General features: G+C 68.1%; 12 protein-coding genes and 2 pseudogenes. 7 read left to right on the top strand and 7 right to left on the bottom strand.

What is annotated here, in order from left to right; translation table 11 throughout:
* Positions 1–7 precede the first annotated feature (7 nt).
* From OG395_RS02905 to OG395_RS02885, 5 genes are all read right to left on the bottom strand, one after another.
* Positions 8–847, bottom strand: a complete 840-nt coding sequence (locus tag OG395_RS02905; protein WP_327241455.1) for a TniQ family protein — start codon at positions 845–847, stop codon at positions 8–10.
* Positions 844–1899 carry a TniB family NTP-binding protein gene (locus OG395_RS02900; RefSeq protein ID WP_327241454.1) on the bottom strand — a complete coding sequence of 352 codons (1056 nt, stop codon included), beginning with the start codon at positions 1897–1899 and terminating at the stop codon, positions 844–846. The genes OG395_RS02905 and OG395_RS02900 overlap by 4 nt, the downstream gene beginning before the upstream one ends.
* Entirely contained in the window at positions 1899–3941 is a 2043-nt protein-coding gene (locus OG395_RS02895) for a Mu transposase C-terminal domain-containing protein (RefSeq protein ID WP_327241453.1), read from the bottom strand. Before OG395_RS02895 ends, OG395_RS02900 begins: the two co-directional genes overlap by 1 nt.
* The gene (locus OG395_RS02890; protein WP_327241452.1) at positions 3938–4696 is read right to left on the bottom strand and encodes a TnsA-like heteromeric transposase endonuclease subunit; all 759 of its coding nucleotides are present in this window, start codon (positions 4694–4696) and stop codon (positions 3938–3940) included. The genes OG395_RS02895 and OG395_RS02890 overlap by 4 nt, the downstream gene beginning before the upstream one ends.
* 614 nt (positions 4697–5310) lie before the next feature.
* Positions 5311–6963, bottom strand: a complete 1653-nt coding sequence (locus tag OG395_RS02885) for a PucR family transcriptional regulator (RefSeq protein WP_327241451.1) — start codon at positions 6961–6963, stop codon at positions 5311–5313.
* Between the two features lie 144 nt (positions 6964–7107).
* On the opposite strand from OG395_RS02885, the gene OG395_RS02880 reads away from it, so the two are divergent.
* The 5 genes from OG395_RS02880 to OG395_RS02860 all read left to right on the top strand — a co-directional run bounded on the left by OG395_RS02880 (position 7108) and on the right by OG395_RS02860 (position 11430).
* Positions 7108–7995, top strand: coding sequence for an ABC transporter substrate-binding protein (locus tag OG395_RS02880; protein ID WP_327241450.1), 888 nt, complete (start codon positions 7108–7110; stop codon positions 7993–7995).
* On the top strand, positions 7992–8939 hold the full coding sequence (locus OG395_RS02875) for an amino acid ABC transporter permease (protein ID WP_327241449.1): 948 nt from the start codon (positions 7992–7994) through the stop codon (positions 8937–8939). The genes OG395_RS02880 and OG395_RS02875 overlap by 4 nt, the downstream gene beginning before the upstream one ends.
* Entirely contained in the window at positions 8936–9763 is an 828-nt protein-coding gene (locus OG395_RS02870) for an amino acid ABC transporter ATP-binding protein (RefSeq protein ID WP_442818502.1), read from the top strand. The genes OG395_RS02875 and OG395_RS02870 overlap by 4 nt, the downstream gene beginning before the upstream one ends.
* A complete protein-coding gene (locus tag OG395_RS02865; RefSeq protein WP_327241448.1) occupies positions 9760–10938 on the top strand; it encodes an alpha-hydroxy acid oxidase in 1179 nt (392 codons plus the stop codon). Before OG395_RS02870 ends, OG395_RS02865 begins: the two co-directional genes overlap by 4 nt.
* An 84-nt stretch (positions 10939–11022) precedes the next feature.
* Positions 11023–11430 carry a RidA family protein gene (locus OG395_RS02860; RefSeq protein ID WP_327241447.1) on the top strand — a complete coding sequence of 136 codons (408 nt, stop codon included), beginning with the start codon at positions 11023–11025 and terminating at the stop codon, positions 11428–11430.
* On the opposite strand, the pseudogene OG395_RS02855 reads toward OG395_RS02860, so the two are convergent.
* Positions 11427–11702 (bottom strand): annotated as a pseudogene (locus tag OG395_RS02855) (HNH endonuclease); the annotation flags it as partial. The gene OG395_RS02860 and the pseudogene OG395_RS02855 sit on opposite strands and share 4 nt — an antisense overlap.
* A 101-nt stretch (positions 11703–11803) precedes the next feature.
* Here OG395_RS02855 and OG395_RS02850 point away from each other — a divergent pair.
* Together OG395_RS02850 and OG395_RS02845 are read left to right on the top strand one after the other, a co-directional pair.
* Positions 11804–12370, top strand: a complete 567-nt coding sequence (locus OG395_RS02850; RefSeq protein ID WP_327241446.1) for an SUKH-4 family immunity protein — start codon at positions 11804–11806, stop codon at positions 12368–12370.
* Positions 12371–12756: 386 nt separating this feature from the next.
* Positions 12757–14106: a tetratricopeptide repeat protein gene (locus OG395_RS02845; protein WP_327241445.1), complete on the top strand. Its 1350-nt coding sequence runs from the start codon at positions 12757–12759 to the stop codon at positions 14104–14106.
* Positions 14107–14393: 287 nt separating this feature from the next.
* Here the strand turns inward: OG395_RS02845 and OG395_RS02840 are convergent.
* Positions 14394–15479, bottom strand: a pseudogene (locus tag OG395_RS02840) (integrase core domain-containing protein).
* Positions 15480–15735 lie beyond the last annotated feature (256 nt).

The raw sequence follows: 15735 nt of genomic DNA, 5'->3' as shown, positions 1-15735 counted from the left end.
CGCAACCCTATCCGCTAGCAGTAGCCAACTGCCGCTGAAGATCACACAGTTGTTGAGGAGGGATGCCCAAGCGTCGTGCTGCCTCGGCAGGCAGCTTGGGGTGGTCTCGCCAGTGCGGTGCGGCGAACAGGCTGGTGAGAACGATGGCTTCGGGATAGGTGACCAGTTCGATCCGGGCCTCGGAGGGACGGTGGGGATCACCGAACGGGTCCTCGCCGAGCACGTCGAGGCGATGGTTCCAACGCTGCTGAAGCGACGGGCCGCTGACCTCGTTGGTGAACCACTTGATCAGGCGGTCGCGGGCATCGACGTAGGCCAGCGCAGTGGACGGGTGGGTGCCTCGGCGGGTGATCCGCTGATGTCGTCGGTTGGCCCGAAGGATCTCGGGCAGTCGGGTGAGCCCGTGTTGCTCGTCTCCGAGGAGCCAGCGGTGATGCCGGTGGCAGACGCCTTCATGGTGAGGGGTGCTGCGGATGACGAGACCGTGGATGTGGCGGCGGGCCATGCAGAGCCGACAGGCCGGGCGGCGCCGAGGCTCGATGACCTCCTCGGTGGCGGACAGCGGCAACCGCCGGATCGGGTCGCCGATTGTGCCGAGCGGGGGCATCGCGTGGATCAGGGAGGGCGGGTTCCGGCTGGTCAGGGCTGTGAGCCGCAACAGTCCCTCGGGGGTCCAGTAGCCGACTCGGTTGTCGCCACGGCGGTGCTGTCGCGACGGGCCGATCAGGGACGATAGGTGCCCGATGGTGAGGTGGTTGGCGTCGGCGAGCCGGTTCAGATAGGAGCCGATGGTCTCGCCGTGGACGGGCGGTAGCGTGAGCGGCAGGGCTCGCAGCCGGGTGGTCACGCGGTGCGTTTCTCGTTGCGGGCCCGGCGCCGGCGTGGGCGCGGGAGGTTCTGCTGCTCGGCGCTCTCGTCCAGATCGACCCGCTCCAGCGACGCTTTGGTAATTCTTTCGCTGCCGTCGAGGATGGCGTCCAGTGCGGCTTCACGGACGAGGTGGGACAGGCTGCCGATCATGCCGCCGGTGCGGTCGTGGAGGTAGCTGCTGAGTTTCAGCAAGGTGCCCGGCCGGTGGGCGTGCAGCCGCAGCGATTCCTCGAGCGTCGCGACGAGGGACTGCCAGGCCCCGCGTTGGTCTGCGGTCTTATGCCGGAAAGGGCTGGTGGGGATGAGGCTGTAGCGGCTGGCGATCTGTCCGCCGCGCCGTCCTGCGAACAGTCCGGTGCCCTCAACGTCGACTCCCGCCAGGACGAAGGTCGCCGGGATGCGTTCGGAGAGGTACTTGATCTGATCGGACGCCTCGGCGCCGACCCGCGTACCGATGTCGAGATTGTGCAGTTCGTCGATGAGCACGAGGCGGCAGCCGAGTGTGCAGAGCACGTCGCAGACCTTGTTGGTGACCTCGACCTGGCTATAGCGGGACGGCAGTGGCAGGCCGATGAACCGGGCGAACTCGATGGCCAGCATCTTCGGGGTGGCGGCCGGCGGGACGGTGACATAGACGACTGGCAGGGCCTTCGGCTGGATCTCTCCCCGGCGCCGTCCCAATTGTTCGTAGTTCTTGCCCAGTTGGGTGATGGCGGTGGTCTTCCCGGTCCCCGCCGGGCCTGAGACGATCAATCCCCGGCGGGCGGAGTGCTGGTGCCGGTTGAGCAGGATGCGCTTGCGGCTGGTCGCGGCGACATGGCGGATCGTCGGAGTGGAGACGACAACCAACTGGGAGTGATAGTCCTCCCGTGCCCGGTCATACTCCGCCCGCTCGGGCTCCGGCAGCCGTTGCAGGGTCGCGGGCGGCAGGACGACCGGCGGCGCGACGGTCTCCGCGACGAACGCGGCCCAGCCTTCCTTCGTCGTCAGCGGGTAGTCGACTTCTTCCGGCTCCAGGAAGTGCGTCATCAGCGGCTCCCGTCGGTGAAGGCATCGAATACGCCGAAGGGGATGACTTTGCCCACTGCCTCGTCTTCGTCCGGCTCCGCCTCATCGACCGTCTCCGGCGAGACCTCTGCCGCCGGGCGGCCGGGGAGTGCGGAAGCGGCCCGGGTGCGGGCGGCGATCCGCCGGTCCGGTCCTGCCCCGGCCCGGGTCAGCAAGTCCTCGACCGCCGCCGCGATGGCACCCTCGTCGGTGGAATCCGCTCCCCGCGCGGCCAGCAGCGACCGTGCATGGCGCCAGGTGAAATCGGCAAACGGGGCGGACACGGTGCCCAACCGGGTCCACGAGACCGTGATCCATCCTCCGGCCCGGGTGTCGCGTACCCAGACGTGGGAGAGGTCGTAGGGGTCGTAATGGACCTCCCAGAGATTGCCTTTGACGTCGACACCAGAGGGCTGACGCCGGTAAGGGCCCAACTCTCGGCAGTCGTAGGTGCGGTAGTCGATGGTGATCCCGTAGTCGTTGATCTTCCGCCACTCCACCGGCAGCAGCTCGATGTAGTCGTCTCCGCTCAGGCAGACAGGCAGAAGCCCCGAACGGGAGACCAGCAGCGCGTAGACGTCGTTCGGCGACAGCGCCCGGCCAGGCAGGAACGGACTGCGCAACCCGTCGTGGGGCCGGGTCTGCCAGCAGGCGACAACCCACTCCTGGAAGAGGTCGGCGAGTTCCGCGATGCTCCAGACGGCTTCGACGTCCTGCCCGCGACGAGTGACGTTGGAACCGACGTAACCGGCGACGTGCTGGCAGAACAAGGTGTTGATCGAGGAGAAGGTGCGCTCGACCACACCCTTGTCGGTCGGGGTGGCCGGCCGTGCGGGCTGGACCGAGATGCCCAGTGTCCGGCAGGCCGCGATGAAGGTGTCGGAGATGAAGACCTTGCCGCGGTCGACGACGATCGTGTCCGGAACGATCACCGGCTTGGCCGCGGCGTGCTCCAGCCGGGCGTCGATGCTCATCAGACGGGCGTGCGGGATCAACGAGGCCGACATGCGCAACGCCTCCGCCCAGCCGGGCCGCATCGGCTCGGGCACCAGTATCCGCGCCAGCAGCAAGGCGGCATCGACCGCCTTCGTGCCCGCCGGCCGCAGGATGGCCGCGCAGATGGTCCTCGACGCGATATCGACCGCGATGGTCAGTTCGACCCTGCCGGTCACCCCGTCGTCCAGGACCGCCAGCACGTCCAGTGGGGTGGTGTCGATCTGCACCACCTCGCCGGGCCGGACGGCCATGGTCGGAGTGAACGGCGCCTCCGGCCGCCGGGCCTGCGACCGCCTGGTCGTGGCCGCCTCGAAGCTGTGCCGCCCCTCGGCCAGAGCCTTGACGAGCCGGTAGAGCGTCGCTCGTGAAGGAATGGGCACCACGCCTTCGCCGTGGCGTTCGGCCACCAGCTGCTCGGCCTGTCGCATCGCCCGGGTGCGGGTACCGGTCGACTTGTTCTCCTGCGCGGCAAGCACCTCGATGAGGGCTTCCACCAGCCGTTCATCCACTTGTCCCGTACTCGGCATGGACAGCCGTGTGGCCCGCCGGTCCACCAGACCCCACACACCCTCGTCGCGCCATCGCAGCCGCATGCGGTGCAAGGTCCGCTCCGAGACCGGCGTTCCCGAGGCGGTCAGCTCGGCGGCCTTGGCGGTGATCCGCTCGTTGATCGTGCGCCACTTCGGGTCGAACTCCGGCCGGGGACTGGTGCCCGCGGGTGCATCCGGCGGCACTCCGGTCTCGACCTCGATCAGGTGCCGCTCGAAGAACTGGGCCTTGCGCAAGGCGGGTTCGGGAACCGTGTCGAGTTGCCCGAACGGCGGCAGGCCCGGCGTACTGGCCTGCGAGTCGAGCAGCTCGAAGTCCTCGGCGGCCATGAGGTAGGTGAACATCATCAGTGACGGTGCCCCGTGGCCGTCGACCAGCCGGACCGTGGTGCCCGCGAGCCCGGCCACCGTGTGAACCTGCCCGTCGAAACGGACGCGGTCGCCGACACGCAGTGCTCCGCGTGGACTTGTCCGGCTCATCGCTCCTCGCTCCGGCTCACCAGCGTGCGGTCGCTGAGCGGATAGGACAGGTCGGCAGCCAGGCGTCCGCACCACAGCAGGTGGAACACCACCGGGAGCACCTGGAGGGGATCGCCGACGGACGCGGCCTGGGCAACCAGCGGCGCGGGGACGGCAAAGGACGCGGTCACCGCCGCATTGAGCCCCTCCGACTCCCCGTAACGGGGGTGGCGGTAGCCGGCGAGCCAGCGCAGGTTCGCCACCCGCACCGCATCGATCTCCCCGGACAGCCGATAGGCCCATCCCAGCTGGTCGCAGGCGCGGCGCATCGCGGCGAAAGCCACCGCGGACCGGGTATCGATGCGGTCCGCCGGGCGGCAGTCCACCACCAGGCCCGTGCCGTCCGCTGCCCGCGCGAAGAAGTCCGGCGCGTGCGACCGCCCACGGCCCGACGCCTCATCGCGCCAGAACAGCCAGAACGGCTGCGAGGCGAACCCCACGACCTGCGGATCGAAATCCATCAGGATCGCGTGATCACGCTCCAGCCAAGACTCGAACCCGACATGCCGACCCGCCGTCGCCGACCAGTACAAGCCCGGGAAATGCCGCTGTCCTCGATACGACGGAAAGTCGCGGACCGGCGCAACCTCCTCGAAGGCCACCTCCGCCGCGTACCCCAACGGCTTGCGTACCTCGTCGCCATGCTCCAGCCAGGCCAGATCGAAATCCGAGACCTCCGGCGGAGCCCCACCCTGCAGGACCTGTACTCCACCCATGACTCGACCATCAGGGATGCCGTGAGACAAGCCACGTGGAACGGGACGCGGGTCACCCCTGTGGGTGACCGCACCCTCGACAACAGCCACGGGACATGAGATTCGAGGCCGCCCCACTCAGATCAGTGAGACTCCTCCAAACTCAGCGAGACGGGACAGTCGCGACCTGCAAGTCTCAGCTTGGTGTCGCATCCGACTCTGATCCGACATCAGCTCCGAGATTCCGACACGAAATCTGAGACCCTACAGATGGGTGTAGGGTCTTGCTGCTCGTGGCGCAGGCGGTGTTCGCTGACCTGCGCTTCTTCGGTTGTCTCGGGCTGATGGCACAGCCGCTCAGTCTCACGAACGTGGCACTTCTTCGCGGTCTCGGCTGACAGGCCGCAGCCAGTGCTGATCTGCGGTTTCCGCGTTCGATGCCAAGATCGTGAGATTGTGCTGCGCGTTTGAGACCCCACAGGGTTGTAGGGTCTCGCGGCTCGTGTCCTCCGGCGACGCTGTGACCTGCAGGTGTCCGGCTCCATAGACCAGTTTGTGTGTCGTAGGTCGTTGCGCTTGGCGAGTGACTGAAACGACTTGCCAGTTGACATGACGTGCCGCCATGAAGAGGGACGCTAGACCGCGTCGGGGCGGTTTGTGTGCGCGGTAAATTCGGCGAAGCGAAATTGCAGGAGGAGCCAGGCGAAGACGTCGATGTCGTTGAGGTCGAGATCGAAGATCGTCTGTAGCTTGTCGATGCGGTAACGGACCGAGTTCACGTGGATGTTCAGGGCGGCTGCTGTGGCGGGAATGTTCTTGTTGCTCTCGACGTAAGCCTTGAGGGTTTCGAGGTGCGCAGAGCCGCGTTCTCGGTCCATCTCCCTCATCTGTTCGAGGACAGGGACGCGCAGGTGACGCGTCGAGCGGTGCCAGTCGGCGATCATGGCCAGGTCGAGCCGGGGAAGGTGCTCGTCCATGAGCACGACGGCACTGCTGCGGCGGCGGGGCACGAGCCCGAGTGCGGTCAGCCGGACCAGGGTGCGCAGGTGGGTGTAGTTGCTGCTGAGCTCGTGGGTGTCGTGGAGTTCACGGCCCACCACGACTGCCAGTGGCGGTGCGGTGAGCTCGACGCGGCGGAGGAAGTCGTCGAGGTTGTGCTGGAGGGCCGCCCATTCCTGACTGTGCCGGCCGCTGAACAGCATGACGAACTGGGAGTCGACCTCCGCCACGATCGCGTTCGGCTGAATGAGGTGCAGCCAGGTCGAAGCACGTTGGATGAGCCGGTGAGCGGCGACTTCAGTGGTGGGTGTGGGCGGGGCGGTCGAGGTGATGATGGCCAGGCGGTACCACTGCTTGCCGGTGATCTCCAACGCGAATGCGCATGCGGTTGCCTGGTCAGGGTCGCGCAGGAGGGTGGCGAGCAGGTCGGCTTCTCGCCGCCGTTTCACATCGACATAGGAGCGGGCGTGGTGGAGGTGGAGGGAGGCGGTGTCCAGCAATTCCTCCAGGGCTCGCATGACGCGGTGGCGCTGACCGGGGTCGGTGACGATCACCCAGATGGTGCCGAGCACTTCGCCGTCGCTGCGGACAGCGGCGGCGACGCGGTCATACGTCTCGGCGTCACCGGGGACGTGGACACTTCCTGTGCTGCTGTAGGTGAGGCGGTAGTCGGGGTCGGTCGACGGTGAATCGACCTCGCTCATCAGGAGGGTGACCTTGCGGCGGTGCTCGTCGACGGGCTGATCGGCGAGGTTCGAGAAGCCGAGCACCCGGCCCGCGGGGTCGACGATGCTGGTGGCGCCGCCGACCATGGTGGCCACGGCGTTGGCGAAGGTGAACAGGTCGCCGAGCCGCGCCCCCGCGACACCGTCGGCCGCGGAGATGGACACGCTCGCCCTCAGGAGCGCCGCCAGTTGCAGCCAGTCGCCGGACTGGCGCGCCAGCACCGTGTTGACCTGATGCAGTTCACCCAGCGAGCGCAGGGACTCGGGGTCGGCCGTGGACGGCTTGGCGATCACGGCCGCGGCCCCGGCCTCGCGGGCCCGGACCAGCAGCTCGCCGAAGGCGGGCCCCTGCGCGGGAAAGCCCACGGCGAGGAGCACGGCCCCCCGCGGGATGTACTCGTCGCCGTCGGCCGGCTCGCGCAGCACGACCGACTGCACCGGCAGGTCGTCCTGCTGATGCACCGGCCACAGGTCCGCTCCGACGTTCACCAGTACGTCCGACAGGGACGTCGGCGGCCGGCCGCCCACAGCCGAGACGCCGGGGTCCAGGGTTCCACTTGCCATGTTTGGAGAATTTAGCATCAGAACCGCGAATCCTTTGTAGATCGCTCCGTACCGATGAGTGCTGTGCCCTCCTACGCTTTTCCCACGCCGCCCCCTTCGTCCGGGGCCTGGCCACCACCTTTCCCCCTGGCGTAGGAGCCCACGATGACGCCTGTCTCCTTGCGGTACGTCGCCGCCGCCCTCGTCGCGACGTCAGCCGCCCTCCTCACGGCGTGCGGCTACCAGCCGGCCGCGGCGGGCGGACCGCCGACGGCCGCGAGCGGCGTCGTGTCCCGGATGGTCGAGCAGGCCGGGGTGCTGCGCGTCGGCACCAACGTGCCGTTCGTCCCGATGGAGTTCTACGCACCGGACGGGTCGACCCTCTCGGGCATCGACATCGACCTGGCCACAGCGGTGGCGGGGCGGCTCGGGCTGAAGGCGAGTTTCTCCAACGCCTCATGGGACGGCTTGATCCCCGCGTTGACCGCCGGCCGCCACGACATGCTGGCGTCGTCGTTCGGTGATTTCCCCGAGCGCAGGAAGCAGGTCATCTTCGTCGACATGCTCAAGGGTGGCATCGCCGGCATCGTGCGGGCCCCTGACAAGTCCCGGTATCCGCGGTCCTCGGCGTTGTGCGGCGAGACGGTCGGCGTCGCGAACGGCTCGGCGACCGTGGCCGTGGCGCAGAGCATCTCGGCGAGGTGTGTGAAGGGCGGCGGCAAGGCGGTCTCCGTACAGGTCTTTCCCACCGACAGGGAAGCCACGGTGGCGATCCGGAGCGGGCGTGCGGACGCGGCCCTGGTCGACAGCGTCGTGGCGCAGCACCTGGCCGGCAGCCAACCCCGGCACTACGCCGAGGTCCTCGACGACGTCTCTCCGGCCTTCCATTACGGCTTCGTGGTCGACAAGAACAATCCGGCTCTGGCCCGGGCGATCGCCAAGGCACTCGACTCCCTCATCGCCGACGGCACGTACGCCGAGATCTGCGCGAAGTACGGGGTCTCCGGCAGTGCCCTGGTTACCAGAGCCACCATCAACGGAGGCAAGCAGTGATCGACTCCACCCTCACGGAATCACAGACCCAGTACGAGGAACTGCGTACCGTCGCACGACGCCACCCCTGGCGCTGGGTCTCGGCGCTCCTCGCCCTCGCGGCCGGCCTCGCGATCGTGTGGGCCTTCGCCACCTCGCCCAACCTCCAGTGGGGCGAGGTCGGTTCCTACCTGACCGCCGGATCCGTCATCGACGGCATCGGCCTCACCGTGCTGCTCACGGTGGTGGCCCAGGGCATCGGCATCGTCGGCGGCATCGTCCTCGCCGTCATGCGCAGGTCGAGCAACCCCGTCCTGAAGACGATCAGCGGGCTCTACCTGTGGATCTTCCGCGGGACACCGGTGCTCATCCAGATCATCTTCTGGTACAACCTCGCTCTGGTCTTCCCCGCCGTCGCCCTGCACATCCCGTTCACCTCGATCGGCTTCAGCGTCGCGACCAATTCCCTGATCACGCCGGTGGCCGCGGCCATCATCGCGCTCGGCCTCAACGAGGCCGCGTACATGGCCGAGATCGTGCGAGGCGGCCTCATCTCCGTCGAACAAGGCCAGAGCGAGGCCGCGGCCACCATCGGCATGACCGGCGGCCAGGCCATGCGCCACGTGATCCTCCCGCAGGCCCTGCGCACGATCGTTCCGCCGACCGGCAACGAACTGATCAACATGCTCAAGAACACCTCGCTCGTCAGCGTCATCGCCGCCCGCGAGCTGCTGACCGCGTCCCAGCAGATCTACGGGGTCAACTACCTGGTCATCGAGCTGCTGATCGTCGCGAGCATCTGGTACCTGGCGCTGTCGACGGTCGCCTCCCTCGCGCAGAGCTACCTCGAACGCCGGCTGCAGGTCGTGCTCCGGGTCCGGCAGCAGCCCTGGACCACCCGCGCCGTGAAGTACCTCGCTTCCCTGCGGTCACCCGCCCATCTCCCCTCGGACGGCACGTCATGACACTCATGCTCGAGATACGGAACGTCAAGAAGAACTACGGCCCGAACGCCGTCCTGCGCGGTGCCTCACTCGACGTCCGGCGCGGCGAGGTCGTCAGCGTCCTGGGGTCCTCCGGGGCGGGCAAGTCGACCCTGATGCGCTGTGTGAACCATCTCGAACCGGTGGACGCCGGGACCATCAGCGTCGACGGTCAACTCGTCGGCTACGACCGGCGAGGCAAGCACCTGCACGAGGTGAAGCCGTCCACCCTGTGCCGGCAACGCCGGGACATCGGCATGGTGTTCCAGCACTTCAACCTCTTCGGCCACCTGTCCGCCCTGGACAACGTGATGCTCGGCCCGCGCAAAGTCCTCGGCAGGCCACGCGCCGAGGTCGAGGAAGAAGCACGGGACCTGCTCGCCCAGGTCGGCCTCGCCGAGCACGCGGACTCCTACCCGCGCCAACTGTCCGGCGGGCAGCAGCAGCGCGTGGCGATCGCCCGGGCCATGGCCATGCGCCCCAAGCTCATGCTCTTCGACGAGCCCACCTCTGCCCTCGACCCGCACCTGGTCGGCGAGGTCCTGCGCGTGATCCGGCAGCTCGCCGACAGCGGCATGACGATGGTGATCGTCACCCACGAGGTGCGGTTCGCCCTCGACGTCTCCGACCGCATCGTGCTCATGGACAGCGGCACGGTCGCGTACGACGCCGGTCCGCAGGAGTGGCTGACCTCCACCGATCCGCTGGTCACCACCTTCATGAGCCACTTCAAGGCATCACTGACCTCGACCGCCCCCACTACCGCCACCGGTTCCGGTTCCGACGACAGGAGCACCGCGTCATGAGAGCACCCGTCAGCATCAACGACTTCCGCCGGGTCGCCCGGCGCCGCCTGCCGCGGATCGTCTTCGACTACCTCGAGGGCGGCGCACTCGACGAGATCACGCTGCGGAGCAACATCACCGACCTCGCCACGCTGCACCTGCGTCAGTCGATCATGAGCGATGTCTCCGGCATCGATCTGAGCACGACCGTTCTGGGGCAGACCCTGCGGACGCCGGTGCTGATCTCGCCGATGGGCCTGCTGTCGCTCTTCCACCGCGACGCCGACATCGCGCTCGCCCGAGCGGCCCGTGACGCGGGAACGGTCTTCGTGCACAGTGCCTGGTCCGGCATGCCGCTGAAGAAGGTGGCGGCCGCGGCGCCGGGCGCGGTCTGGTGCCAGGCCGCGATCTGGCCGGACCAGCGCCTGGTCGACCAGCATCTCGACCGTGCAGAGGAGGCCGACATCCCGGTCCTCGTCCTCGCCGGCGACGTCTCCGTGTCCAGCAAGCGCGAACGCGACCTCCGCAACGGCTTCACGATGCAGGCCCACCCCACGCCGCGGAGTGTGCTGAACGCCGCGACGAAGCCGCGATGGGTCGCCAACTTCCTGTTCGGCCCGAAGATCACGTTCGGCGATCAGAGCATCGACGGCCGGGCGATGAACCTGCGCGAGATGGGCGAGTTCATGCACGACGACAATGACACGATGACCTGGGACGACGTCATACGGATCCGCAAGCGCTGGCCGGGAAAGCTCGCCGTCAAGGGGGTGATGTGCGCCCAGGACGCACGCCGGGCGGTCGACGCCGGCGCCGACGCGGTCTTCGTCTCCAACCACGGCGGCCGGCAGTTCGACGCACAGCCCTCGACGGCCGCCGCGCTCGCCGAGATCGCCCAGGCCGTCGACGGCCAGGCCGAAGTGCTCGTCGACAGCGGCATCCGGCGCGGCAGCGACATCGTCAAGATGCGGGCCCTGGGAGCGACGGCGGGCCTGATCGGCCGCCCGGCCGTCTACGGACTGGTCCACTCCGGCGAAGCCGGCGTCACCGCTGTGCTCGACATCCTGCGCGACGAGACGGCAACAGCCCTCGCCTTCACCGGCAACACCAACCTGAACAACCTGAACGCCTCAGCCCTGGCGACCAGGACCGACGGCGCATCCCCCTACGCGGCGCACACGCTCCACACGCCCTGAATGCCGCGACCGGGCGACGGTGGTCAGCCGGTCCCGATCCCGCGACAAGATTTCGCCCACCCGTACCGAGACGAACGGAACACCATGAGTCCTGGCACGATCCGCCGCACTGAGGCCGGAGCAGCCGAGTCCGAAGACACCCTGTCCGCCGATGCCACCTGCTTCGCCGGCCTGGTGTGCACCACCCAGATTCCAGACCGCGAAGATGGCTCGATCGAACTGGGCGACATGCGGGAGCAGACCAGGCAGACGCTCACCAACTTGGCCAACGCACTCAGACGGGCGAACAGTGACCTGAGCCGGCTGCTGCACCTGACGATCTACCTCACTGACATCGAGGACCGCGGCATCTTCAACGAGGTTTACGCCGAGGTCGTACCACAGCCCTATCCGGCGCGTTGTTGCGTCGCAGTCACCGCACTCGCCATCGAGGGAATGCGCGTCGAAGTGACTGCCCTCGCCGCGCAGGCACACGGGGCCGCAACCGCCTAGAAGGAACGTTCGGCCTCGGGGCAGGCCGTGGCGAGCTCGGTCATCGCGGCCTTCTCCGCGGTGTCGGCGGTGAGCTTCCAGCGGAGCTTCGTGGCGGTCCAGTCGGAGGCGTGCGTGCACTTCGCGGACGCGGCCGGCGGCAGCCACTGTGCCGGGTCCTTGTCCGCCTTTGACCTGTTCGTCTTTGCGGTGACTGCGACGAGGCTGCGGGCCGAGCCGAGGTCGTTGGCGTGCTGCTCGCGACGCTTCGCATCCCAGCCCGAGGGCCCAGCTGGCGGGGAGCGTCATTTCAACCTTGCGGTATTCCTGGGCCCTCGCGCGGTGCTCGGCATCTCGTTCGGGCGATAGTGTGCGCTCCTGGAGAGGGAGGACCGTGCTGTTCTACGAGGGCCTCGCGTACGACGATCTTGTCGACTGGGCCGGTGAGGGAGGCGTTGCGCGGGCCGATCACGAGACAGTGGCTGCCTGGCGTATCTCGAAAGCGGACAAGACCGCACTCGTCGACATCGGTATCCCCAACAGCGACGGCATCCCCATTACACGAGTGTGCTTCCAGGCGGAAGCGGAGCCGACGCTACCGACAGCTGACGGACGACTACTCTATCTGGTGGCGGAAAGGGTGCTCCAGGGCGCCAATAGCCTTGTCGTGACCTGGTCATGGGCCGTGGAGCCGGGGACCGGTTTCGTGTATTACGTGATGCCGGACGGCGAGGCATGGTTCGCCAACTTTTCCGTCGTTCTGTGGGTGCAATGCCTGCACCACTATGGGCTGCGCGTCGATACCTGTGACCTGCTGCTCAACGCGGACTTCCACGAGGAGGACGCCGTCTTGGCAGAACTCGAGGAGCTGGCGGTGGAGCTGGAAGAGTGTGACCCGCCCGCATTCGCCGGTTACACAGGTTTCATCTGGCCGGAGTTCCTTGCCCGCTGGCTCTGGTAGCAGAGCCTTCATGACCGCCCCGACTGGGCAACGTGTCTGCGTGCCTGGAGTACGCGGTCCAGTCGGTGGCGGCGCGTCGGCGCCAGTGGGCGGCGGGACGGGGTGGAGGTCGAGCATCGGTCCGAGGACTGCTGGGGGCAGGCCCTGGGCGAGGGCGACGAGAGCGGTGGCGCGGGCCGGCCGGTTGGGGATGTGGTGGGCGGCCAGGCGGCGGCTCAGCGAGGTGGCGGAGAGGTGCTGCCCGGGGCGGTACCCCAGGAAACAGCCAGCCCCGGGAGGAGTTCGTCGCCCAGTTGAGTGGCGGGACGTTATTCCCACGGTGCTGTATTCGACGCCGCCGGTGGTGCCGGCAAGGGTGTCAGGGGCGAACGCTAGGGTGCGTGCTCGTGGACGCTACTGATCTTGACTACCGGGCCCGGACGCGGTCCGGCTGCATACCGCCGGAATTGGTCTCGCGGCTGCTCGAACGCGGCTACGCCGGCGTGGTGGAGGTGCAGGCCGGGCGCGGGGAATGGTTCTGCGCGCTGGCGTGGGCGCGGTTGCTGGATGAGCAGGGGCGGCAGGCCGACGCGTTGGAGGTGCTCGCTCCGTACCTGGCAACTGGCTGGTGGACGGCCGTTGTAGCCTCGGCCGAGCTGCTGGAGGGTTGGGGCCGCGCCGACGAGGCGATCGAGACCATCCGGGTCCGTATGGAGGCTGGACACCCGATGGCACTGGAGTACTACATCCGTTTGCTCGCCCGGCACGGCCGCGCCGAGGAAGCGTTCACCTTGCTACGCCCGCACATCGGCGAGCTGCTCCTTGCCATGGCGCTGGTCGACGTCGCGGCCGCCGCCGGCCGCGACGAGGAAGCCGCCGCGCTCCTCACCGCCCGGACCGAGCACCGATGTTCCGACTTCCCGTGGTGCTGCCGAGGCCTCGATCGGGACATGGCGATCGGGCTCCTCGCCACAATCCGCGAACGCCAGGGCCGCACCGACGAGGCGATCGCCTTGCTGCGCACCGGCAGCACCACGCTGGTCAACAACACTGAGCAACTGGCCGCAATGCTGGCACGCCACGGTCGGCTCGACGAGCTGCGGGCAGCTGCGGCCACTGATGACTCAAGGTACGCCGTACAGCGGCTCGCGAGGTTGCTGGAGGAGCGCGGCGACGTGGAGGGGGCGATCGCGGCATACCGGCAGGCCGGTGGATCCGCGACCCGCGATCCCAACTCGACCTTCGAACTCGCGCAGCTCCTGGCCAGGCACGGCCGGGGAACCGAAGCGATCGACGTGATGCGCGTCCAGGCCGAGGCCCGCAACGGGGACGACTGGGTCCTCCATGCTCTCTCCGACCTGTGCCTCGACCAGGGCCGTTCCCAGGATGGCCTGGCGTACCTCGACGCCCTCGCTGCCGCCCGCGGGGGCGAGGAGGAGTGGGACCTGTACTGGATACGACTGCCGCTGATCGCCGCCTGCAGCGGAGTCGACGAAGCGATCGCACAGGCCTGCTCCCACCCCGAAGGTGCTACCTGGTACGCGGCGCCGCACATCGCCGAGCTCCTCGCCGGTACCGGACGCACCGAGGACGCTGTTGCCGTCCTCGATCAGGACGTCCCCGCGAACAGGCTCGACCTGGCCGGGTACCTCATCGACCTCGGCCGCGTCGAGGACGCCCTGGCCGTTCTCCAACGGCCCGCCCCACGGCCGCCCGAGTACTGGGGCGGCTCCGGGCACGACGAGCCCCCGTTCTGATTCACCGCCCTGTTCGGGCCCGCTGGGGTGGTGGCCGCTCAGCCATCGCAGGTTCATGCCCGGCGCGTGCAGCCGACGGCCAGCTAAGATGCTGGCCACGTAGTGCGACTGCTGGTTATGGGCCGGGTCTCCTTGAGAACGCAGGAGATCCCGATGGACCCGTTCGAGCTCCCCGACGACATCACCACCCTCGACGACGAGCAGCTCGCCGAAGCTCTCGCTGGGGCTGTCGCCTGTCCCGCTCGAAAATACGATTCGGTGCTGTGAGCTGCGGTGGTGTCGTTTGGTCAGGCGGCGCGGTGATACTGGTTGATCAATCCTTTGAGGATGGGTTGTCGCCGGATCTGGTGGGTCTGGAGGTCGGTGATGGCGGCCGGGTTGGACGGTTGGTCGCTGTCCGGGGGTAGCTGCTGGCGGGATTGGTGGGGACGGTGTCCGTTGTAGTGCTGGATGTACTCGGTCAGTACTTTCACGGCGTTGGTCTCGTTGTAGATGAGCATGCGGTCGAGGAGCTCGCGGCGGAGGGTGCCCACGACTCGCTCGCAGATCGCGTTCGCTTTGGGTGCCCGTGGTGGGCTGAGCAGAATCTCCACGCCGTCGGCCTCGAGGACGGCGTCGAAGGCACGGGTGTACTTGCTGTCCCGGTCCCGGAGGAGGAATCGCAGCGAGTCGATGGGGCGGTCCGGGATCACGGCGGGGTTCCTGGCCTGCTGGACGGTTCATTGCGCGGTGGGATGGGCGGTGACGCCGGCGAGGTGGAGGCGCCGGGTGCCGTGCTCGATGACGACCAGGGCGTAGAGGCGCTTGAGTGACACGGTGTCGAGGTGGAGGAAGTCGGCGGCGATGATGCTGTGGGCCTGGGCGGTGAGGAACTGGCGCCAGGTCGGCCCGGAGCGCTGCGGGGCGGGGTCGATGCCGGCGGCATGCAGGATCTCCCGGACTGTGGACGGGGCGATCGCGTAGCCCAGGCGGGCGAGTTCGCCCTGAATCCGGCGGTGGCCCCAGGTGCGGTTCTCGCGGGCCAGGCGCAGAATGAGCTGCTTGACGGCGGGCGCGGTGGAGGGTCGGCCGGGGCGGCGGCGTTGGGTGAACGCCCACTTGCGGGCGAGGAATTGACGGTGCCAGGCCAGCAATGTGGTGGGGGTGACCGCGAAGACCTGGCGCCGGCGTTCGCGCGGGATCAGCCGGGAGAGTGCGGCGAGCCAGATCCGGTCGGCGGGCTCGTAGCAGACCCGGGCGATCTGCCGGCGCAGCACCGCGTTCTCATGCCGGAGCGCGAGAACTTCCGCATCCTTGGCCATACGGCTGCGCAGTACGGCAGCGGGCACGGTGATCAGATTCCGGACGAGCGTGGCGACGACCGACAGCGACATCCGCAGATCGTCGCAGGCCAGTCGAGGCCTTGTCGCCAGGATCAGCAAACGTGCAGGCCACAGCCGCGAAATCGTATTTTCGAGCGGGACAGGATGGGGCTCTCACGTGCCAGACCCCGAGCCCGTGCGCATCAATGACGGGGTGACGACTTCGGAATGAGACCACTGATAACCGATCCGGACCGCAGGTCAGCGACCCAGTGCACCTTCGGTGCGCGCCTTGGGGCCGGCAAACCGAAGGCCACGGTACGTCGAT

The sequence above is a fragment of the Streptomyces sp. NBC_01320 genome (assembly GCF_035974375.1).
Taxonomy (GTDB): domain Bacteria; phylum Actinomycetota; class Actinomycetes; order Streptomycetales; family Streptomycetaceae; genus Streptomyces; species Streptomyces yanii.
This window is presented reverse-complemented; position numbering and strand designations above follow the sequence as displayed.